This window comes from Nocardia spumae, from assembly GCF_020733635.1.
Classification (GTDB): Bacteria; Actinomycetota; Actinomycetes; order Mycobacteriales; family Mycobacteriaceae; genus Nocardia; species Nocardia spumae.
Map to the genome: position 1 here is coordinate 4,075,638 of NZ_JAJFZL010000001.1, position 18,544 is coordinate 4,094,181.

Below are 18,544 nucleotides of genomic sequence, written 5' to 3' on the forward strand. Positions count from 1 at the left end.
TTGCCGAGATGAAGCTATAGTCTCAACGAGACCATGTCAATGAGCGACCGCGGCCGCATCGAACCGAAAGCAGACGACCATGGCGGATTCGGGAGCGCAGGACCACATCGTGCTCGGGCTCATCGCCCGCCACGGCCCGCTGACCCCGTACGAGCTCAAGGCCCACATGGACGAGAGCGTCGAATACTTCTGGCCGGTGCCGCACGCGCAGCTCTACCGGATTCCGGCCCGGCTGGCCGAGCGCGGGCTACTACACGAGGACGCCGAGGAGACCGGGCGGCGCCGGCGGGTCTTCCACCTCACCGACGCCGGGCGCGAAGCCTTGCGGGACTGGCTGTCGGACCCGGACTGCCCGCCGCCGGAGACCCGCGATCCGGCGCAGGTGAAGCTGTTCTTCGCCGATCTGGGCGCGCCGGGCGATGTGGTCGCGCTGGCGCGGCAGCAGGCCGCCGAGCACCGCGGCTGGCTCGATCGCTATCGCGCGCTGCTCGCCGCGATCGATCCGGACGACACCGTACGCGCCCGATCCCGTTCGCGCGTCCTCGAACTCGGCATCGGCCACGAACAGGCCCAGGTGGACTTCTGGACCGCACTCGCCGAGGATCCGGAACACGGCCCCGGCGGCCCGCGGTCCCGGGACCGAGCGGGTTAGCCGATCACTCGCCGACGACCACCGCGTAGGCGAAACCGTCCCAGCCCTTACCGCCGACGGTCTGCAGCACCGTGGCCTCCACCCGCGGCTCGTCGGCGAGCAGGCGCAGCACCTCGCGGCCGCCGCGCACTCCCGGATCGCCGGCATCGCCGTCGACCAGCGCGCCGTTGCGCACCACATTGTCGACGATGATGATCGAGCCCGGACGGGTCAGGCGCAGCGCCCACTGCACATAGTTGGCATTGTTGATCTTGTCGGCATCGATGAAGACCAGATCGAAGGGTTCGGAGTGGTCCCGCACGACGTCCGGCAGGCTGTCCAGCGCCGCGCCGACCCGGATCTCCACCCGCTCCCCGACTCCCTTGCGGTCGAGGTTCGCGCGGGCGACCTCGGCATGGTGTGGATCGAATTCCAGCGTCACCACCCGGCCCCGCGGTCCCACCGCACGCGCCAGCCACACCGTGCTGTAACCGCCGAGGGTGCCGATCTCCAGCACCCGCCGCGCCCCCGCCGACAGCGCGATCAGATGCAGGAACTTGCCCTGTGGCGGTGAGACGTCGATCGGCGGCAACCCCGCGTCCGAATTGGCCTGTGCCACATCGGAATCACCGTCCCCGATCAGTGTGTCCACCAGATAACGATCGACCGCGCCCCATTCGGTATCCGTCATGAGCGCCAGTCTGCCACCACGATCCGCGGTGCGCCCGTACGCCGGACGGCCGGCGGAGGCCGCGCGGGTCAGAACAGGAAGTACCGCTGCGCCATGGGGAGTTCGGTAGCCGGTTGCTGATCCCAGACCTCACCGTCGATCCGCACCGTGAAGGTGTCCGGTTCCACCTCGATGCGCGGCATGGCGTCGTTGAGCGGCAGATCGGCCTTGGTGCGGCGCCGGACATCGGCCACCGGCACCAGCCTGCGCCGCACCTGCAAGCGCTCGGCGAGGCCGTCCTCGACGGCCTGCGGGGAGACGAAATGCAGCGAGGTCCCCGCGGCGACCACCGGGGCGGCACCGAACATCGGCCGCGGCAGCACCGGCTGCGGGGTCGGGATCGAGGCATTGGCATCACCCATCGCGGCCCAGGCGATCGCGCCGCCCTTGAGCACCGCGTGCGGGCGCACGCCGAAGAAGGCCGGTTCCCATAGCACCAGATCCGCGAGCTTGCCGACCTCGACCGATCCGATCTCGTGATCCATTCCGTGCGTAATCGCCGGGCAGATGGTGTATTTCGCGATATAGCGCCGGACCCGGTTGTTGTCGGCGGCGCCGTCACCGCTCAGTGCGCCGCGGCGGCGCTTCATCATGTGGGCGGTCTGCCAGGTGCGCATCACCACCTCGCCGATCCGGCCCATGGCCTGGGAATCCGAGCCGATCATCGAGATCGCGCCCATATCGTGCAGCAGGTCCTCGGCGGCGATGGTCGAGGGCCGGATCCGGCTCTCCGCGAAGGCCAGATCCTCGGGCACGGCCGGATTGAGATGGTGGCACACCATCAGCATGTCGAGATGTTCGTCGAGGGTGTTGATCGTATGCGGACGGGTGGGGTTGGTGGAGCTGGGCAGCACGTTGGAGTGCGCGGCGACGGTGATGATGTCGGGCGCGTGGCCACCGCCCGCCCCCTCGGTGTGATACGAGTGGATGACCCGGCCGGCGATCGCGGCCAGCGTGTCCTCCACGAATCCGGCCTCGTTGAGGGTGTCGGAATGCAATGCGACCTGCACCCCGGCGGCATCGGCCACACTCAGGCAGGCGTCGATCGCCGCGGGGGTGGTGCCCCAGTCCTCGTGCAGCTTGAAACCGCCCGCGCCACCGCGCAATTGCTCCCACATGGCCTCGGGCCGCACCGTGTTGCCCTTGCCGAGCAGCAGGACGTTGACGGGCCAGCCGTCGGTGGCCTCGAGCATGCGGCCCAGATGCCAGGCGCCCGGGGTGACCGTGGTCGCCTTGGAGCCCTCGGCCGGGCCGGTGCCCCCGCCGACCAGTGTGGTGATGCCCCCGCCGAGCGCTTCCTCGAGCAACTGCGGGCAGATGAAATGCACGTGGCAGTCGATGGCACCGGCGGTGAGAATGCGGCCGTTACCAGCGATGATCTCGGTCGACGGGCCGACCACCAGATCCGGATGCACCCCGTCCATGGTCTCGGGATTGCCGGCCTTGCCGATCGCGCAGATCCGGCCGTCACGAATACCGATGTCGGCCTTGATGATTCCCCAGTAGTCGATGATCACCGCGCCGGTGATCACGGTGTCGGGAGTTCCCTCGGCCCGGGTGGCCCGGGCCTGGCCCATCGACTCCCGCAGCACCTTGCCGCCGCCGAATACCGCCTCGTCGCCGGCCAGACCCGGTCCGCCACTGCGATCCTCGGTGATCTCGACGACGAGATCGGTGTCCGCCAAGCGGATACGGTCACCGGCGGTGGGGCCGAACAGCGCGGCGTAGCGGGCGCGGGAGAGCTCGGTCATCGGTCGAGCGGCCTTTCGTCGGCGTTGTCCCGGGCCGGCGGGGCGCCCGCCGCGACAACGGGTCCCAGTGGTCCCGGAGCGCCGGGGCCGATGCCGTACACCTCGCGGGTGCCACCCAGCGGCACGAGCGACACGCGTTGCGCCAGACCGGGTTCGAAACGCACCGCGGTCCCCGCGGGAATATCGAGACGGCGGCCGTGGGCGGCGTTCCGATCGAATTCCAGGGCGGCGTTGGCCTGGGGGAAGTGCACATGACTACCGACCTGCACCGGACGATCACCGGTGTTGACGACCTCGAATTCGATGCGGTCGGCACCGGCGTTGATCTCGATCGGATCGGCGGCGAGCAGGTACTGGCCCGGCACCACGCCGGATTCGTCCCCGATGGACGTCGTGCTCATGATGTCTGACCTCAGCCGATCGGATGATGGACGGTCACCAATTTCGTGCCGTCGGGAAAGGTGGCCTCGACCTGGACATCGGCGATCATCTCCGGGACGCCCGACATCACGTCGTCGCGGGTGAGCACGGTGCGGCCCGACGACATCAGCTCGGCGACCGTGCGGCCGTCACGGGCACCCTCGAGGACGTGATCGGTGATGATCGCGACCGCCTCGGGATGATTGAGCTTCAATCCGCGGGCCTGCCGCCGGCGGGCCAGTTCGGCCGCATAGCTGAGCATGAGTCGTTCCTGCTCGTGCGGCGACAAACGCACATCGGCTCCTCGGCGGCTCGGGTCGGCGGCGCTGGGCCCGCGCGAATCTCGGTGCTCGATATTTTGGCACGGTCGTACGGACCGCGCTCGGCGGCATGGGGCGGGCCGGGCTAGGCCTTGGCGGCACCCTCGGCGGTGAGGTTCTGCAGCCGCACCTGACCCCGCGCGACCAGCCGGTCCTGCTCATCGGTGATCTGCACCTGCCACAGCTGCTGCGATCGCCCCTGGTGGACCGGGGTCGCCACCCCGCGCAGCGTGCCCTCGCGCACCGCCCGCAGGAAGTCGGTGTTGTTGTTGACTCCGACCACGTGCCCGCGGTCGCCGAACCAGACACCACCGCCGACACTGGCGAGGGTTTCGATGATGGTGCAGTACACCCCGCCGTTGACGATTCCGGCGGGCTGGTGCAGCTGCGGCGAGACCACCCACTCCCCGGCGACGCGATCGGGTCCGATCTCGGTGTACTTCAGGCCGATCAGATCGCTGAAGGTTCCCTCGCTGTAGCGCGTCATCTGTTCCGGCGTCACATCCGCCAGCGAGCCCTCGAACCGGTCGTGCTGTGTCATAGAAGAACACTTACACCACCTGCGGACCGCTCGGTCCGCCGGTATCCGCGCGCGGGCGACAGCGGCGCCGGCGCCCGATCGCGGCTACCGTTGCGATCACGCCGAATGCAACCCTCGTTCCCGAGCGCGGCCCGTCCTACGGTGTCGGCCATGACAGCCGAATCGGGGACGCCGCTCAACGACATCATCGAGGCCACCGCACAGGCCGTGGCGGACGATCCGGCGCAGGCGCAGGTGGTGTTCGCCGCCGACGGAGTCGCGGAGGGCGCCGTCGGCAGTGCCGTCACAGCGGGCAAGTACACGGTGCGCGTCGACGAGCCGGCGGCGCTCGGCGGTGACGGCACCGCGCCGAATCCGGTCGAGTTCTACCTCGCCGCGCTGATCTCCTGTCAGGTGGTGACCTACCGATTCTGGGCGCAGCGGCTCGGCATCGAAGTCGGCGACCTGCGTATCAGCGCCGAGGGCGACCTGGACGTCCGCGGTTTCTTCGGCCTCGAGGACGGCGTGCGCGCCGGCTTCCAGCAGGTCCGGGTCACCGTCCACATCGACGGCCCCGAACCGGCCCAGCGCTACGCCGAGTTGCAGCAGGTCGTGGACGCACGGTGCCCCGTCCTCGACATCTCCACCGGGCACACGCCCGTGCGGACCATACTGGTGACACCGGAGCTGGAACACTCCACCGTCTCCGCCTGACCGTTCCGCCTGATCACTACCGCGATCCAGGCCTTCCGGGGCGGCACCCGCCGCCCGTGCGCGACCCCTTCCCATCCCATCGATCCCCTGGAGCAGAATCCATGACCGACTCCGTCGAGCCGACCGATCCGGCGCAGAACTGGAGCTTCGAGACCAAACAGGTGCACGTCGGCCAGGTCCCCGACGGCGCCACCAATGCTCGCGCGCTACCCATCTACCAGACCACCTCCTACACCTTCCGCGACACCGAGCACGCGGCGGCGCTGTTCGGGCTGGCCGAGCCCGGCAACATCTACACCCGCATCATGAACCCCACCCAGGACGCGGTGGAACAGCGGATCGCCGCCCTCGAAGGCGGCGTGGCCGCACTGCTGCTGTCCTCGGGGCAGGCCGCCGAGACCTTCGCGATCCTCAACATCGCCGGCGCCGGTGACCACATCGTGTCGAGCCCGCGGCTGTACGGCGGCACCTACAACCTGTTCCACTACACACTGCCGAAACTGGGTATCGAGGTCTCGTTCGTCGAGGACCCGGACGATCTCGAGCAGTGGCGCGCCGCGGTCCGGCCGAACACCAAGGCGTTCTACGGCGAGACCGTGTCCAATCCGCAGAACCACATTCTGGACCTGCCCGGTATCGCCGAGGCCGCTCACGCCGCGGGCGTGCCGCTGATCGTCGACAACACGGTGCCGACGCCGTACCTGATCCAGCCGCTGCGCCACGGCGCCGACATCGTCGTGCACTCGGCCACCAAGTACCTGGGCGGACACGGCGCGGCGATCGCGGGTGTCATCGTCGACGGCGGCACCTTCGACTGGACGGTGACCGATGAGCAGGGCAATTCCCGCTTCCCCGGTTTCACCACCCCCGATCCCAGCTACCACGGCGCGGTCTTCGCCGATCTGGGCGCGCCGGCGTATGCGCTCAAGGCGCGGGTGCAGTTGCTGCGCGACCTCGGGTCGGCGATCGCCCCGTTCAACGCCTTCCTGATCGGTCAGGGCATCGAGACCTTGAGCCTGCGAGTGGAGCGGCATGTCGCGAATGCGCAGGCCGTCGCCGAATTCCTCAGCGAGCAGCCGGAAATCACCACGGTCTTCTACGCGGGTCTGCCGTCCTCGCCCTGGTACGAGCGCGGCCGTCAACTCGCCCCGAAGGGCACGGGCGCCATCGTCGGATTCGAGCTCGCCGGTGGTGTCGACGCGGGTAAGCGGTTCGTCGATGCGCTGAGCCTGCACAGCCATGTCGCCAATATCGGCGATGTGCGCTCGCTGGTCATCCACCCGGCCTCGACCACCCACTCCCAGCTGACCCCGGACGAGCAGGCCGCCGCCGGTGTGACGCCGGGGCTGGTCCGCCTCGCGGTCGGGATCGAGGGCATCGACGACATCATCGCCGATCTGCGCGCCGGTCTGGCCGCCACGCGCTGAGTTCCGCACATCGAAGCCCGGCTCCCCCGCGGGAGCCGGGCTTCGCGTGTCGTCGGATCCGGTCGGGGCCGGAACGACGCGGCGGGCCCTTCGTGACACAGGGCCCGCCGCGGGCAGGGGATCGGGGAGTCGACCGCAGCCCTCGGGACTCTCGCTCGATCCTGACGCCGGAACTGAGTGTAGGGCAGGCTTACCTAACAAAGCAAGACCGACGCACCGGCTGTCCTCGATCGGCCATCGCCGCCAGCACCGCCTGCCCTCGTTCGATGCCTCGATCGGCGCCGGTCCGCGCGAGTTCCGGGACATACGTGGCGGCGCCGACGACGGCCTCGCCCACCAGACCCCAGAAGCGCCCCGGACTCAGCCCACCGCACCGCGACAGCGTGTCACCGACCAACCGCAGCGACGCTTCACAACGATGCGCCAGCCACACGTCCAGCGCCCGATCGCACGGCAGCGTCACCACCCCCAGCCGCCCGGCCAGCGGATCGCCCGCCACGACGCGAATCGTGGTGTCGGACAACCCCGCCCAGTCGAGGCCGCCGTCGTTGTCGGTGTGCACCCACAGATTCTCGAGTCCCGGATCCCAGGCCCGGTTGTCACAGACCACCAGGGCCGTCACCCGGCCCACCACGGCGTGGATGAGTGCGGTGGCGACGACCTCCGCGGCGATATCGGCGTTGACCATCTCCGCGGCATGGCGCCGGTACATCAGTTCGATGCGCCCTTCGCGGACGCCGTCGGCCAGCCGCCACCAGCGGCGTCGCCCCTGTTCGGCCATCGCCGCCATCGCGTACACCCGCGGATGCCCCGGCTGTAACGCCCGCAGCCGGACGCAGATCTGTTCGAACGCCGGCTCCACACGGCGATCCGGGAATATCGTCACCGGTTCGGACATCGAACCCCCTCAACGCTCGGCATTACGGACGACAACGAAACATAGGTTAGGCTTACCAGACTTGATGAGCCAGAGTTCCACCGCCATGAAACGCGTCACCAGGAGTCGCCCGCCGCCGTGTCCGCAGCCGTAACCACCTCCCGCCGGCGCGCGGGCGGTCTGGCGCTCCTGATCGGAGTGCTGCTGATCGCCGTCGTCGCCGGACTCGCCGTCGGCGCCAAATCCGTCTCCCCCGCCGCGGTGCTGCATGCCGTCACCTGCCCGGGCGGAGTGCCGTTCACCTGCCCCGCCGACGGGCAGGCGGAGCAGATCGTGCGCGAATTGCGTCTCCCCCGAACGATTCTCGCCCTTCTCACCGGCGCCGCACTGGGTATCGCCGGTGCGCTGATCCAGGGCTACACGCGCAATCCGCTCGCCGACGCGGGCCTGCTCGGGCTCAACGCCGGCGCGGCCTTCCTGGCCGCGCTGGGCATCCACCTCTTCGCCCTGACCCAGCCCGGGCAGTACATCTGGCTCGCCTTCGCGGGGGCCCTGATCGCCGGTGTCGTGGTGTTCGCCGCCTCGGCCACCGGCGGCGGCCGATCCACACCGTTGACGCTGGTCCTGGCCGGTGCGGCGGTCACCGCGCTGCTCCAGGCGCTGACCAATGCCGTGATCCTGCTCGATCCGGCGGCACTGGACACCTACCGCTTCTGGGTGGTCGGCACACCGGCCGGTCACGAGCCCGAGGTGGCCGCCCAGATCGCGCCGTTCATCCTGGCCGGGGCCGTCCTGGCGATCCTGGCCGCGCCCGGGCTCAACGCGATCGGGCTCGGCGAGGACGTGGCACGCGGCCTCGGGGTGAACATCGCCCGCAATCGCGCCGTCGGATTGATCGCGGTGGTCCTGCTCACCGGAGCCGCCACCGCCGCGGTCGGGCCGATCGCCTTCCTCGGCCTGGTGGTTCCGCATCTGGGCCGGATGATCACCGGCCCGGATCATCGCTGGCTGATTCCGTATTCGGCAGTGCTCGGCGCGATCGTGCTGCTGCTGGCCGATATCGTCGGCCGCGTGATCGCTCCGCCCGGTGAACTGCAGGCCGGCATCGTGCTGGCGCTGATCGGCGCCCCCTGCTTCATCGCCCTCGTGCGCCGGCGGAAGGTGGCCGAACTGTGAACCCGCGCACCGATATCGACGTCGGCGAGCCGGTCACCGGTCCGCAGCACACGGACCCGGCGGCGCCCACCGCGGCGCTGAGGCGGGTGCGCCCGGCCGTCCGGATCGCCGGTATGTCCGCGGTCCTGCGCCTGTCCGCACTGCTGACACTGGCCGCCCTCGCGGTCGCCATCGTCGTGCTGTTCGCGGTGGATATCTCGGTCGGTGACTATCACATCGCGCTCGGCCGCGTCGTGGATGTGCTGACCGGCGGCGGCACCCGCTCCCAGCGCTATGTCATCACGCAATCGCGGCTGCCGCGCGCGGTGACCGCGCTGGTGGCCGGCGCGGCGCTCGGCATCGCCGGGGCCATCACCCAGTCGATCCTGCACAACCCGCTGGCCAGTCCCGATGTCCTCGGGATCACCTCGGGCGCGAGCTTCGCCGCCGTCGCCGTGCTGGCCGGGGTTGGCGGGACCGCCACCGGAATCATTGCCTCCCTGGGTGTTCCGCTCGCCGCATTGGCGGGCGGCCTGCTCACCGCGGCGATCATCGGAGTACTCGCGCTGGGACGTGGCGGCTCCGGCGATACCGGGCTGGGCGGTATGCGCTTCATTCTCATCGGCATCGGCGTGAACGCTCTGCTGCTGGCGGGCATCAACTGGCTGATCACCCGCGCCAGCCTCGACGACGCGTCACGGGCGCAGCTGTGGCTCACCGGATCGCTCAACGGCGCGGACTGGCCCAGGACCACGGCGGCGGTCGCCGGCCTGGTCGTGGTGGTCGTCATCGCCGCCGGTTCGGCCCGCACACTGGCCGCATTGCGTTTCGGCTCCGACACCACCCGCGCGCTGGGTGTGCGAGTGCAGACTCAGCAGATGGTCCTGATCGGCGCGGCGGTGATGGCCGCGGCCCTGGCGACGGCCGCGGTCGGCCCGCTCGCCTTCGTCGGGCTCGCGGCACCCCAGATCGCCCGCCGGCTCCTGCGCACCCCGGGCGAGCCGGTGATCGGTTCGGCGCTGACCGGTGCGGTGATCGTGATCGCCGCCGATGTCGCCGCCCGCACCGTCGTACCCGTCGACCTGCCGGTCGGCCTCGTCACCGCCGCGTTCGGCGGTCCGTTCCTGCTGCTGCTGTTGATCCGCGTGAACCGGAAGGCGACCCTGTGACCACCCGAACCTCGGACCGGATCACCACCGACGAATCCACCGACCGGCCGGCCCACCGCCTCGCCGCCGACGGGGTGACCCTCGGCTACGGCGGCCGGATCATCGTCGACGGCCTGAGCGTCGATATCGAGCCCGGTCTGATCACCACCGTCATCGGCCCGAACGGCTGCGGTAAGTCCACCCTGCTGCGCGGACTCGGCCGGCTGCTGCGCCCGAACGCGGGCCGGGTCCTGTTGGACGGCAAGGCTATCGCGACCATGAAGACTCGGGAGGTGGCCCGCATCGTGGGCATGCTCCCACAGACACCGGTCGCGCCCGAGGGCCTCACCGTCGCAGATCTGGTCGCGCGCGGGCGCCATCCCCATCAGTCCTGGCTGCGGCAGTGGTCGGGTGACGACGAATCCGAGGTCGCTCACGCACTCGCTCAGACCGGGGTGTCCGATCTGGCCGACCGCACCCTCGACGAGCTGTCCGGCGGACAGCGGCAGCGGGCCTGGATCTCGATGGCGCTGGCTCAGGGCACCGACATCCTGCTGCTCGACGAACCGACCACCTACCTCGATCTCGCGCATTCGCTCGAGGTGCTCGATCTGGTCGACCGGTTGCACGACGATCTGGGCCGGACCGTGGTGATGGTGCTGCACGATCTGAATCTGGCCATCCGCTACAGCGATCGCTTGATCGTCATGCGCGAGGGCCGCATCGTCGCCCAGGGCTCCCCCGGCGACGTCATCGACGCCGACCTGTTGCACACCGTCTTCGGCCTGCGCGCCGAGGTGCACACCGACCCGGTGTCGGAACGGCCGATGATCGTCCCGATCGGTTCCCGTCACGTCATCGGCGCGGTCGGCGGACCGCGCGCGAGCGATCGGGCGGCGAGTGCGGCACCGCCGCGGGAAGCGGGCTCCGCGCAGGCCGGGACGAGTTCCCCGACCGGGCTATGAAAAATCCCACACAGCTACCGACCGGTTACGACGACTTGTAGTACGCATTTGTGTCGTTGCCTCCGTAAGCTTGAGGGATGGCAGGTCTTGGTGAACTCGAGAAAGCGGTTATGGACCAGTTGTGGTCGGCCGATGAACCGCAGACGGTCCGGCAGGTCCATGAAGCCCTCGCCGCGCGCCGCGAGCTCGCGTACACCACGGTGATGACCGTGCTGCAGCGACTGGCGAAGAAGGATCTGGTGGTCCAGCAACGCGACGACCGCGCGCATCGGTACGCACCGGTGCACACTCGCGACGAGCTCGTGGCGAGTCTGATGGTCGACGCGCTGCAGCAGGCCGACGAGGTCGGCTCCCGCCGGGCGGCCCTCGTGCACTTCGTCGAACAGGTCGGAAAGGACGAGGCTGCCGCACTCCGCGATGCACTCGCTAAGCTCGAAGCAACCGAGGCCGCGCGCAACCCGTCCGATGACGAGAACACCGCGTCCGACGACAACGGAGTCGCCCCGCCGCAGTAGCTGCGCGGCGTTCTCCGGCCGCCGCGATCTCGGGTCCTGGCCCCACAACGCAGTGAGCTGAGTATGAACGCAACAGCGCCGGTCTTCGCCGGTCTCGCCTTGCTTCTCGCGGGACCGGTCCCTGCGCTGCTCAGTCGAGCCACTTGGCCGTACCGAACACCGCGCGCGGCGCTGGTGTTGTGGCAGGCCGTCGCGCTCGCAGCGGTGCTGTCCGCCTTCGGATCCGGCCTCGCGATCGCGAGCCTGCTGCTGGTTCCCGGTCCCGACGGCCGCCCCACGACCTCGCCCACCAAGGAGATCGACGCGCTCGGGCTGGCGGTGTGGCTGATCTACGTGGTGGTTTTCGCCCTCACCCTGATGGTCGGCGCGCGATTGATCTACGCGGTGGTCCGCGTCGGCGTGCACACCCGTCGCCGTCGCGCCCGCCACCGCATGCTGGTCGATCTGCTCGATCAGGGCGACGACACACACGGCGATCTGATCGCGAGCTCCCCCCTCGCCGGTACCCGGGCCGCCGATATCCGCATCCTCGCCGCCGCGGAGCCGATCGCGTACTGCCTGCCCGGTCTGCGCCAGCGAGTGGTGCTCAGCCAGGGCACCTTCGCGAATCTGTCGCGGTCCGAGCTCACCGCGATCGTCAGCCACGAACGCTCCCATCTGCGAGCCCGCCACGATCTGGTGCTGGAGGCCTTCACCGCGGCACACGAGGCGTTCCCGCGCGTGGTCCGCAGCAAATCGGCGCTGGATTCGGTGAAACTGCTGATCGAGTTGCTCGCCGACGACTCCGCGGTGAAGATCACCGGCCCCACCCCGCTGGCGCGTGCGCTGGTCACCTGCTCGAATTCCACGGCGCCCCAGGGCGCCATGGCCGTCGGCGGACCCACGACCCTGATCCGGATTCAGCGCCTGACCGGGCCACTGGGTGATCTGCGCATCGCGAGCGCCGCCTATGCGACCGCCGCGGCGATTCTGGTGGTTCCCACCCTGGCCGTCGCCATCCCCTGGCTGGTCGAACTGAACCGGCTACTTCGTGCCTGAGCGCCCCGGCGGCGGAGCGGCCGGACCCGCCTTCGCGACGATGGGCCTGCCCGTCGAACTCGTACAGGCCCTGCGGCGCGAAGGACTCGAGACCACCTTCCCGATTCAGGCGGCGGCGATTCCGGACATCCTCGCCGGACGCGATGTGCTCGGGCGAGCCGTCACCGGCTCCGGAAAGACTCTCGCCTTCGGGCTGCCGATGCTCGTGCGGCTGCGGCGCGGCGCCTCCGCCCCCGGCCGGCCGCGGGGTCTGGTCCTCGCGCCGACTCGCGAACTCGCGCTGCAGATCGAGCGAACGCTCGACGAGGCCGCGGTGGCGCTGGGGTTGCGACTGGCCACGGCCGTAGGCGGGCTGCCGATCAAACGCCAGGCCGAGCGTCTCGGCCGTGGTGTGGACCTGCTGATCGCCACGCCGGGCCGGCTCGGCGATCTGCTCGATCGGGGTACGGTCGCCGTCGACGCGGTTCGCACGGTCGCGATCGACGAGGCCGACCATATGGCCGAACTCGGTTTCATCGATGACGTTCGCGCGATCCTCGATCTGCTGCCCGGCGACTGCCGGCATCTGCTGTTCTCCGCCACGCTCGACGAGGCCGTCGACGCCCTCGTCCGGGACTATCTCGACGATCCGGTTCGCCACGATGTCACCGAGGCGGAAAAGCCGGTCGCGCCGCCGGACCCGGCCACGGCGCCCGCCCCGCCGGACACGGATGCGGTCACCCATCACCTGCTGCGGGTGCGCCCCGCCGACAAGCGGGCGGTGGTCACCGAGATCGCGGCCCGATCCGGACGCACCCTGCTGTTCGTGCGCACTCAGTACGGCGCGGACAAGCTGGCGCGGCGACTGCGCGAATCCGGCATCGGCGCGGTAGCCCTGCACGGCGGGCTCACCCAGAACCAGCGAGTCCGCACACTCGCCGCGTTCTCCGCGGGCGCCGCACCGGTTCTGGTCGCCACCGATGTCGCCGCCCGCGGTATCCACGTCGACGACATCACGCTGGTGGTCCACGTCGATCCGGCCGCCGACGCGAAGGACTACCTGCACCGCTCCGGCCGTACCGGCCGCGCGGGCGCGGGCGGAACGGTCGTCACGATCGTCACCGGGACGGAGGAGGATACGACGGCCGTCCTCCGCGATGCCGCTGTCGCGCACCGGGTCTCCCGGGTGCGTCCCGGCGATCCGCACCTCACCGAGATGACCGGGGCGCGTCTCCCGACCGGGCGCCCGGTTTCCGATCCCGCTGCTCCCGCCGCCCCGCGGCCGCCTGCCGACACGCCCGGTAAACCCCGGCGCCATTCGGGCAGGCCGCCGCACCCGGCACGCCGCGGCAAGCGTCGAGCACACTGATCCGTGCACGGGCGGCCACTACGGCAGGCCCGGAAGATCGACGCCCGCGTTCGCATCGATCGCCGCGGCGCGGGAGCCGTCCTTCAGCTCCACCCCGGATCGGCCGAGCGCGCGGGCTCCCACGACCAGCCCCGCCACCACCGCGGCGGCCTGCCGGTATCCGAGGCCCGCGGGCGGATGGATATTGGAGACGCAGTTGCGCTCGGCGTCGGTGCGGCCGGGCCGCGGACGGTGCGTCAGATAGATGCCGAGGCTGGCCGCCACCGACAACCCGGGCCGTTCGCCGATCAGCACCAGCACCGTCCGCACACCCATGACCGCCCCGAGGTGATCGCCGATCGCCACTCGCGCCTGCGTCGCGATCACGGGTGCGGCGAGGGTCCATCGCGGCGATAGTTCGGCGACCAGGGCGGTGAGCAGATCCGGGCCGTGCTCGGCGAGCGCCTGCGGCGAAAGTCCGTCGGCCAGAACGAAACCCACATCCGCATCGCTGCCGGTGACCGCCGAGGTGTGCGTCGGCAGCCGCCCCAGATCGGGCCGGCGCAGATACTCCGCACGGTCGCGGGCGCGACTGGGCACATGGACCGGGACGCCCAGCCCCACCGCGCCGACCCGCACGGTCAACGCGTCCACATCCAGCGGGGCGTGGACCGCGTCGCGAGCGGCCGCGTGCGCGGCCCGGAATTCCAGCACCCGGGTGGTGGGCAGCGCGTCGCCGGTCCGGCCGAGCCCGATCCGGGCTCGCGTGGTGCGCCGCAGGTCCGCCCAGAACTCGTCGGGGTCCGGGCGCATCCCGGCCGGCGCGGTCATCGGGCGGCGCCCAGTTCACGCAGCGGCGAGGACAGCGGTTCCACGGCGGCGATACCGCCCGCCGCGTCGATCATGCCCAGCCGCGCCAGCCACTGCTCGAATTCCGGTGCGGGCGCGAGGCCGAGGACGCGGCGCGCGTAGAGGGCGTCGTGGAAGCTCAGGCTCTGATAGCCCAGCATGACGTCGTCGGCGCCCGGCACGGCGATGACGAAGGCCACCCCCGCCGCCGCGAGCAAGGTCAGCAGCGTGTCCATATCGTCCTGATCGGCCTCGGCATGGTTGGTGTAGCAGACGTCCACGCCCATCGGCAGGCCCAGCAGTTTGCCGCAGAAGTGGTCCTCGAGTCCCGCCCGGACGATCTGCTTGCCGTCGTAGAGATACTCCGGGCCGATGAATCCGACCACCGTATTGACCAGCAGTGGGTCGAGATCACGTGCGACCGCGTAGGCACGGGCTTCGAGGGTCTGCTGATCGACCGGCTTGTCACCGCTACCGCGGTGCGCCCCGGCCGACAGCGCCGAACCCTGACCGGTTTCCAGATACATGACGTTGTCGCCGACGGTGCCGCGGCCCAAGGACCGGCCGGCCGCGTTCGCCTCGCGCAGCAGGGCCAGATCCACGCCGAATCCCCGGTTGGCCGCCTCGGTGCCCGCGACCGACTGGAAGACCAGATCGACCGGTGCACCGGCCTCGATCAGCCCGAGGGTCGTGGTGACGTGCGCGAGGACGCAGGACTGGGCCGGAATGTCGTAGCGGGTCCGTACCTCGTCGAGCAATCGCAGCAGCTCACCGGCGGCGTGCGGCGAATCGGTCGCCGGATTGACCCCGATCACCGCGTCGCCGCAGCCGAGCAGCAACCCGTCCAGCACCGCCGCGGCAATCCCCCGTGGATCGTCGGTGGGATGGTTGGGCTGCAGCCGGGTGCTCAGCCGTCCCGGCAACCCGATCGTGGTGCGAAAGCCGGACCGCACCTCGACGGCACGGGCCACGCTGATCAGATCCTGATTCCGCATGATCTTGCTGACCGCCGCCACCATCTCCGGGGTCAGCCCGGGTGCGAGGGCACCCAGCACCTCGGCCGGCGCGCCGGGGCCGGTCCCGGCGGCGATCGCCAGCAGCCGGTCCCGCAACCCACCGACGCTCAGATGTGCGATGGGCCCGAAGGCCGCCCGATCGTGGCCGTCGAGGATCAGCCGGGTGACCTCATCGGTCTCGTAGGGCACCACCGGATCGTTCAGGAACGTGGTCAGCGGCACCTCGGCCAGCGCCCATTGCGCCGCGGCCCGTTCGGCGTCCGACGAGGCCGCGCAGCCGGCCAGTTCGTCACCGCTGCGCTGCGGCGTCGCCTTCGCCAGCAAGTCGACCGGTCCGTCGAAGGTGTAGGTGGTGCCGTGCAGAGTCTGGGTGTACCGCGTCATCGGCGTTCTCCTGGCGCATCCGCGTGCGTGCCCGCTGCGGCACAGCCTGTGCCGGCAGCCAGCGTACCGCTGCACGCGACGTGCGCCGATGTCCGTTATGTCCCAACGCGTTACGATCGGGTGACACGCCGATGATGCGCGGAGGTGCCGATGACCGAACGCAAACCGGCCGGCATGGGTTTCGAGTCCTGGATCGACAAACAGATCCGGGAGGCGAGCGAACGCGGTGAATTCGACAACCTGACCGGCGCCGGCAAGCCGCTGCCCGGAGTGGGCGAACCCTACGACGAGAACTGGTGGCTGCGGAACTACCTGCGACGCGAGGGTGTGGGTGGCGAGGCGCTGCTGCCCACCTCCCTGGTGCTGCGCAGAGATCTGGAGCGTCTGCCCGCCACCGTGGCGGACATGGATTCCGAGGCCGAGGTCCGCGCCTACGTCACCGAACTCAACTCCCGGATCGTGGAGTGGATCCGCAGACCGCACGGTCCGCAGGTCCGGATCGCTCCGGTGCGGGCCGACGACGTCGTATCCGACTGGCGTGCGGCCCGGCCCGGGCGGGGCACCCCGCAGCGCGCCGACAATCCTTCCGCGGCGGCCACTTCCGAACGGCGACGACTCGACGTGGAACGCCCGGTGTGGTGGCGGCGCCTGCTCCGGCTCGGCCGCCCGCGGCGCTAGTCGTCGGCGGGCGGGAAGCCGCCGGTGGCGATCGGACCCCAGCGCTCGATATCGATCCGGATCAGTGCCTTGCCCTGCTGCGCCATCGCCGCGCGGTACTCCTCCCAGTCCGGATGCTCCCCGGCGATGCAGCGGTAGTAGTCCACGAGCCCGTCGAGGGCCTCGGGCATGTCGAATACCTCTGCGCGCCCGTCGATCTGAACGTAGGGACCGTCCCATTCGTCCGACAGCAAGCAGATCGACACCTGGGGCCGGCGCCGGATGTTGCGGGTCTTGGCCCGGCTCGGATAGGTGGAGATCACGATCCGTCCGGCCGCGTCCACACCGCAGGTGACCGGTGACATCTGCGCGCTGCCGTCGGCCCGGGTGGTGACCAGTACCGCTCGATGACGCGGCCGGGCGAAGTCGAGCAGTTCCGTCCGGCCGACCTCGGTGGCGGTCGCGATACGTGGCATGGTCCGATCCTTTCGCCGCGGTCCTGTCGAGCCCACCCTCCCCCATGATCGATTCCCCTACAATGGCCGGAGTGCAGTTTCTTCCAGGACACACGCCGCCGTACGACCTCACCTACGACGATCTGTTCCTCGTCCCCAATCGCACCGACGTGTCGTCGCGGTTCGATGTCGACCTGTCCACCAGCGACGGAACCGGCACCACCATCCCGATCGTGGTCGCGAACATGACCGCGGTCGCCGGGCGCCGCATGGCCGAGACGGTCGCGCGACGGGGCGGTTTGGTGGTCCTGCCCCAGGATCTGCCGATCAGCGCGGCCGCGAGAACGATCTCGTTCGTCAAGAGCCGATCGCTGACCGCCGACACCCCCGTCACCCTCGGACCCGACCATTCGGTGTCGGAAGCGCTGGCACTGATCCACAAGCGCGCCCACCGGGCCGTGGTGGTCGTCGAGGACGACAAACCCGTGGGCGTGGTCACCGAGGCCGCCTGCGCCGATGTCGACCGGTTCGCGCGGTTGCGGACCGTCGCCGACGCCGACTTCGTCACCGCCGCCGCGACCACCTCGCCCCGCGAGATCTTCGACCTGCTCGACGCCGCGCACGCCGACCTGGCGGTACTCGTCCACGACAACGGCACCCTCGCCGGTGTGATGACCCGCACCGGCGCCGTGCGGGACGGTATCTACACCCCGGCCGTGGACGGTAACGGCGCGCTGCGTATCGCCGCCGCCGTCGGGGTCAACGGTGATATCCCCGCGAAGGCGAAGGCGCTGGTCGACGCGGGCGCCGATGTGCTGGTCATCGATACCGCCCACGGCCACCAGGTGAAGATGCTCGAGGCGCTGCGCGCGGTCGCCGATCTGAAACTCGGCGTCCCCTTGGCGGCGGGCAATGTGGTGTCCGCGGCGGGAACCCGCGATCTGGCGGAGGCCGGTGCCGACATCATCAAGGTCGGCGTCGGGCCGGGCGCCATGTGCACCACCCGGATGATGACCGGCGTGGGCCGGCCTCAGTTCTCCGCGGTAGCCGAATGCGCCACGGCGGCAAAGGATCTCGGCGTCCACATCTGGGCCGACGGGGGCGTGCGCCATCCGCGCGATGTGGCGCTGGCACTGGCGGCGGGCGCCGCCAACGTGATGATCGGCTCCTGGTTCGCCGGTACCTACGAATCGCCCGGCGATCTGCGCGTCGACCGTGACGGCAATGCCTACAAGGAGAGCTTCGGCATGGCCTCCAAGCGCGCTGTCGCGGCCCGCACCGCTGCCGACAGCGGTTTCGACCGGGCCCGCAAGGCACTGTTCGAGGAGGGCATCTCCTCCTCGCGCATGCGCCTGGACCCGGAACGCCCCGGAGTCGAGGATCTGATCGACCACATCTGCTCGGGCGTGCGCAGTGCCTGCACCTACGCCGGTGCGCGCACCCTCACCGAACTGCACGACAAGGCCGTACTCGGGGTGCAGTCGACCGCCGGTTTCGCGGAGGGACGGCCGCTGCCCTCGGGCTGGTGAGGCGCCGCCGCTCCGGCGACGGCGGCCGGAGTCGCGACGCGCCGCGGCGATGAGCCGCGGGCCCGCGCCCGGTAGCATAGGGTTTGCCGACCGGTGGAGCACGTCTCCGCCGACCG

The 18,544-nt window shown here is 70.3% G+C and carries 20 protein-coding genes; 11 read left to right on the top strand and 9 right to left on the bottom strand.

Annotated elements, in window-relative coordinates; translation table 11 throughout:
* Window positions 1-79: 79 nt before the first annotated feature.
* Window positions 80-652, top strand: a complete 573-nt coding sequence (locus LKD76_RS18245; protein WP_227982531.1) for a PadR family transcriptional regulator — start codon at window positions 80-82, stop codon at window positions 650-652.
* 4 nt (window positions 653-656) lie between these two features.
* Here LKD76_RS18245 and LKD76_RS18250 read toward each other — a convergent pair whose 3' ends face one another.
* The 5 genes from LKD76_RS18250 to LKD76_RS18270 form a co-directional block, all read right to left on the bottom strand.
* Complete coding sequence (locus LKD76_RS18250) at window positions 657-1,322, bottom strand: O-methyltransferase (RefSeq protein ID WP_227982532.1); 666 nt, start codon at window positions 1,320-1,322, stop codon at window positions 657-659.
* A gap of 68 nt (window positions 1,323-1,390) precedes the next feature.
* Window positions 1,391-3,112: an urease subunit alpha gene (locus LKD76_RS18255; RefSeq protein ID WP_227982533.1), complete on the bottom strand. Its 1,722-nt coding sequence runs from the start codon at window positions 3,110-3,112 to the stop codon at window positions 1,391-1,393.
* On the bottom strand, window positions 3,109-3,513 hold the full coding sequence (locus LKD76_RS18260) for an urease subunit beta (RefSeq protein WP_227982534.1): 405 nt from the start codon (window positions 3,511-3,513) through the stop codon (window positions 3,109-3,111). The genes LKD76_RS18255 and LKD76_RS18260 overlap by 4 nt, the downstream gene beginning before the upstream one ends.
* A gap of 11 nt (window positions 3,514-3,524) precedes the next feature.
* Window positions 3,525-3,827 carry an urease subunit gamma gene (locus tag LKD76_RS18265; RefSeq protein ID WP_227982535.1) on the bottom strand — a complete coding sequence of 101 codons (303 nt, stop codon included), beginning with the start codon at window positions 3,825-3,827 and terminating at the stop codon, window positions 3,525-3,527.
* 110 nt (window positions 3,828-3,937) lie between these two features.
* Window positions 3,938-4,339: a PaaI family thioesterase gene (locus LKD76_RS18270; protein WP_227985298.1), complete on the bottom strand. Its 402-nt coding sequence runs from the start codon at window positions 4,337-4,339 to the stop codon at window positions 3,938-3,940.
* A 204-nt stretch (window positions 4,340-4,543) separates the two neighbouring features.
* Between LKD76_RS18270 and LKD76_RS18275 the strand changes: the two genes are divergently transcribed.
* Together LKD76_RS18275 and LKD76_RS18280 are read left to right on the top strand one after the other, a co-directional pair.
* Window positions 4,544-5,086, top strand: a complete 543-nt coding sequence (locus LKD76_RS18275; protein WP_227982536.1) for an OsmC family protein — start codon at window positions 4,544-4,546, stop codon at window positions 5,084-5,086.
* A 101-nt stretch (window positions 5,087-5,187) separates the two neighbouring features.
* The gene (locus LKD76_RS18280) at window positions 5,188-6,513 is read left to right on the top strand and encodes a bifunctional o-acetylhomoserine/o-acetylserine sulfhydrylase (RefSeq protein ID WP_227982537.1); all 1,326 of its coding nucleotides are present in this window, start codon (window positions 5,188-5,190) and stop codon (window positions 6,511-6,513) included.
* A gap of 190 nt (window positions 6,514-6,703) precedes the next feature.
* On the opposite strand, the gene LKD76_RS18285 is transcribed toward LKD76_RS18280, so the two are convergent.
* On the bottom strand, window positions 6,704-7,411 hold the full coding sequence (locus LKD76_RS18285) for a hypothetical protein (protein ID WP_227982538.1): 708 nt from the start codon (window positions 7,409-7,411) through the stop codon (window positions 6,704-6,706).
* Between the two features lie 117 nt (window positions 7,412-7,528).
* Between LKD76_RS18285 and LKD76_RS18290 the strand changes: the two genes are divergently transcribed.
* The 6 genes from LKD76_RS18290 to LKD76_RS18315 all read left to right on the top strand — a co-directional run bounded on the left by LKD76_RS18290 (window position 7,529) and on the right by LKD76_RS18315 (window position 13,559).
* Complete coding sequence (locus LKD76_RS18290) at window positions 7,529-8,566, top strand: FecCD family ABC transporter permease (RefSeq protein WP_227982539.1); 1,038 nt, start codon at window positions 7,529-7,531, stop codon at window positions 8,564-8,566.
* 113 nt (window positions 8,567-8,679) lie between these two features.
* The gene (locus LKD76_RS18295) at window positions 8,680-9,714 is read left to right on the top strand and encodes a FecCD family ABC transporter permease (RefSeq protein WP_227985299.1); all 1,035 of its coding nucleotides are present in this window, start codon (window positions 8,680-8,682) and stop codon (window positions 9,712-9,714) included.
* A complete protein-coding gene (locus tag LKD76_RS18300; protein WP_227982540.1) occupies window positions 9,711-10,658 on the top strand; it encodes an ABC transporter ATP-binding protein in 948 nt (315 codons plus the stop codon). The genes LKD76_RS18295 and LKD76_RS18300 overlap by 4 nt, the downstream gene beginning before the upstream one ends.
* A 77-nt stretch (window positions 10,659-10,735) precedes the next feature.
* On the top strand, window positions 10,736-11,173 hold the full coding sequence (locus tag LKD76_RS18305; protein ID WP_227982541.1) for a BlaI/MecI/CopY family transcriptional regulator: 438 nt from the start codon (window positions 10,736-10,738) through the stop codon (window positions 11,171-11,173).
* A 63-nt stretch (window positions 11,174-11,236) separates the two neighbouring features.
* Window positions 11,237-12,211 (top strand): M56 family metallopeptidase, encoded by a 975-nt coding sequence (locus tag LKD76_RS18310; RefSeq protein WP_227982542.1) that lies wholly within the window; start codon window positions 11,237-11,239, stop codon window positions 12,209-12,211.
* Window positions 12,204-13,559 (top strand): DEAD/DEAH box helicase, encoded by a 1,356-nt coding sequence (locus LKD76_RS18315; RefSeq protein ID WP_372465856.1) that lies wholly within the window; start codon window positions 12,204-12,206, stop codon window positions 13,557-13,559. The genes LKD76_RS18310 and LKD76_RS18315 overlap by 8 nt, the downstream gene beginning before the upstream one ends.
* A gap of 18 nt (window positions 13,560-13,577) precedes the next feature.
* Here LKD76_RS18315 and eutC read toward each other — a convergent pair whose 3' ends face one another.
* Together eutC and LKD76_RS18325 are read right to left on the bottom strand one after the other, a co-directional pair.
* Window positions 13,578-14,369 carry an ethanolamine ammonia-lyase subunit EutC gene (gene eutC, locus LKD76_RS18320; RefSeq protein WP_227982543.1) on the bottom strand — a complete coding sequence of 264 codons (792 nt, stop codon included), beginning with the start codon at window positions 14,367-14,369 and terminating at the stop codon, window positions 13,578-13,580.
* Window positions 14,366-15,787, bottom strand: a complete 1,422-nt coding sequence (locus LKD76_RS18325) for an ethanolamine ammonia-lyase subunit EutB (protein ID WP_227982544.1) — start codon at window positions 15,785-15,787, stop codon at window positions 14,366-14,368. The genes eutC and LKD76_RS18325 overlap by 4 nt, the downstream gene beginning before the upstream one ends.
* Window positions 15,788-15,937: 150 nt before the next feature.
* Between LKD76_RS18325 and LKD76_RS18330 the strand changes: the two genes are divergently transcribed.
* Window positions 15,938-16,465, top strand: coding sequence for a DnaJ family domain-containing protein (locus LKD76_RS18330; protein WP_227982545.1), 528 nt, complete (start codon window positions 15,938-15,940; stop codon window positions 16,463-16,465).
* Here LKD76_RS18330 and LKD76_RS18335 read toward each other — a convergent pair.
* On the bottom strand, window positions 16,462-16,920 hold the full coding sequence (locus tag LKD76_RS18335; protein ID WP_227982546.1) for a PPOX class F420-dependent oxidoreductase: 459 nt from the start codon (window positions 16,918-16,920) through the stop codon (window positions 16,462-16,464). The two genes, LKD76_RS18330 and LKD76_RS18335, sit on opposite strands and share 4 nt — an antisense overlap.
* Window positions 16,921-16,991: 71 nt before the next feature.
* On the opposite strand from LKD76_RS18335, the gene LKD76_RS18340 reads away from it, so the two are divergent.
* Window positions 16,992-18,428 carry a GuaB1 family IMP dehydrogenase-related protein gene (locus LKD76_RS18340; RefSeq protein WP_227982547.1) on the top strand — a complete coding sequence of 479 codons (1,437 nt, stop codon included), beginning with the start codon at window positions 16,992-16,994 and terminating at the stop codon, window positions 18,426-18,428.
* The last annotated feature ends 116 nt before the right edge of the window (window positions 18,429-18,544 follow it).

Bases quoted from the DNA above. Each gene is read 5' to 3' on its own strand.
- LKD76_RS18255 (WP_227982533.1), bottom strand. From the start codon at position 3,112: ATGACCGAGCTCTCCCGCGCCCGCTACGCCGCGCTGTTCGGCCCCACC.
- LKD76_RS18330 (WP_227982545.1), top strand. From the start codon at position 15,938: ATGACCGAACGCAAACCGGCCGGCATGGGTTTCGAGTCCTGGATCGAC.
- LKD76_RS18335 (WP_227982546.1), bottom strand. From the start codon at position 16,920: ATGCCACGTATCGCGACCGCCACCGAGGTCGGCCGGACGGAACTGCTC.
- LKD76_RS18285 (WP_227982538.1), bottom strand. From the start codon at position 7,411: ATGTCCGAACCGGTGACGATATTCCCGGATCGCCGTGTGGAGCCGGCG.
- LKD76_RS18280 (WP_227982537.1), top strand. From the start codon at position 5,188: ATGACCGACTCCGTCGAGCCGACCGATCCGGCGCAGAACTGGAGCTTC.
- LKD76_RS18245 (WP_227982531.1), top strand. From the start codon at position 80: ATGGCGGATTCGGGAGCGCAGGACCACATCGTGCTCGGGCTCATCGCC.
- LKD76_RS18270 (WP_227985298.1), bottom strand. From the start codon at position 4,339: ATGACGCGCTACAGCGAGGGAACCTTCAGCGATCTGATCGGCCTGAAG.
- eutC (WP_227982543.1), bottom strand. From the start codon at position 14,369: ATGACCGCGCCGGCCGGGATGCGCCCGGACCCCGACGAGTTCTGGGCG.
- LKD76_RS18305 (WP_227982541.1), top strand. From the start codon at position 10,736: ATGGCAGGTCTTGGTGAACTCGAGAAAGCGGTTATGGACCAGTTGTGG.
- LKD76_RS18325 (WP_227982544.1), bottom strand. From the start codon at position 15,787: ATGACGCGGTACACCCAGACTCTGCACGGCACCACCTACACCTTCGAC.
- LKD76_RS18275 (WP_227982536.1), top strand. From the start codon at position 4,544: ATGACAGCCGAATCGGGGACGCCGCTCAACGACATCATCGAGGCCACC.
- LKD76_RS18260 (WP_227982534.1), bottom strand. From the start codon at position 3,513: ATGAGCACGACGTCCATCGGGGACGAATCCGGCGTGGTGCCGGGCCAG.
- LKD76_RS18310 (WP_227982542.1), top strand. From the start codon at position 11,237: ATGAACGCAACAGCGCCGGTCTTCGCCGGTCTCGCCTTGCTTCTCGCG.
- LKD76_RS18295 (WP_227985299.1), top strand. From the start codon at position 8,680: ATGTCCGCGGTCCTGCGCCTGTCCGCACTGCTGACACTGGCCGCCCTC.
- LKD76_RS18250 (WP_227982532.1), bottom strand. From the start codon at position 1,322: ATGACGGATACCGAATGGGGCGCGGTCGATCGTTATCTGGTGGACACA.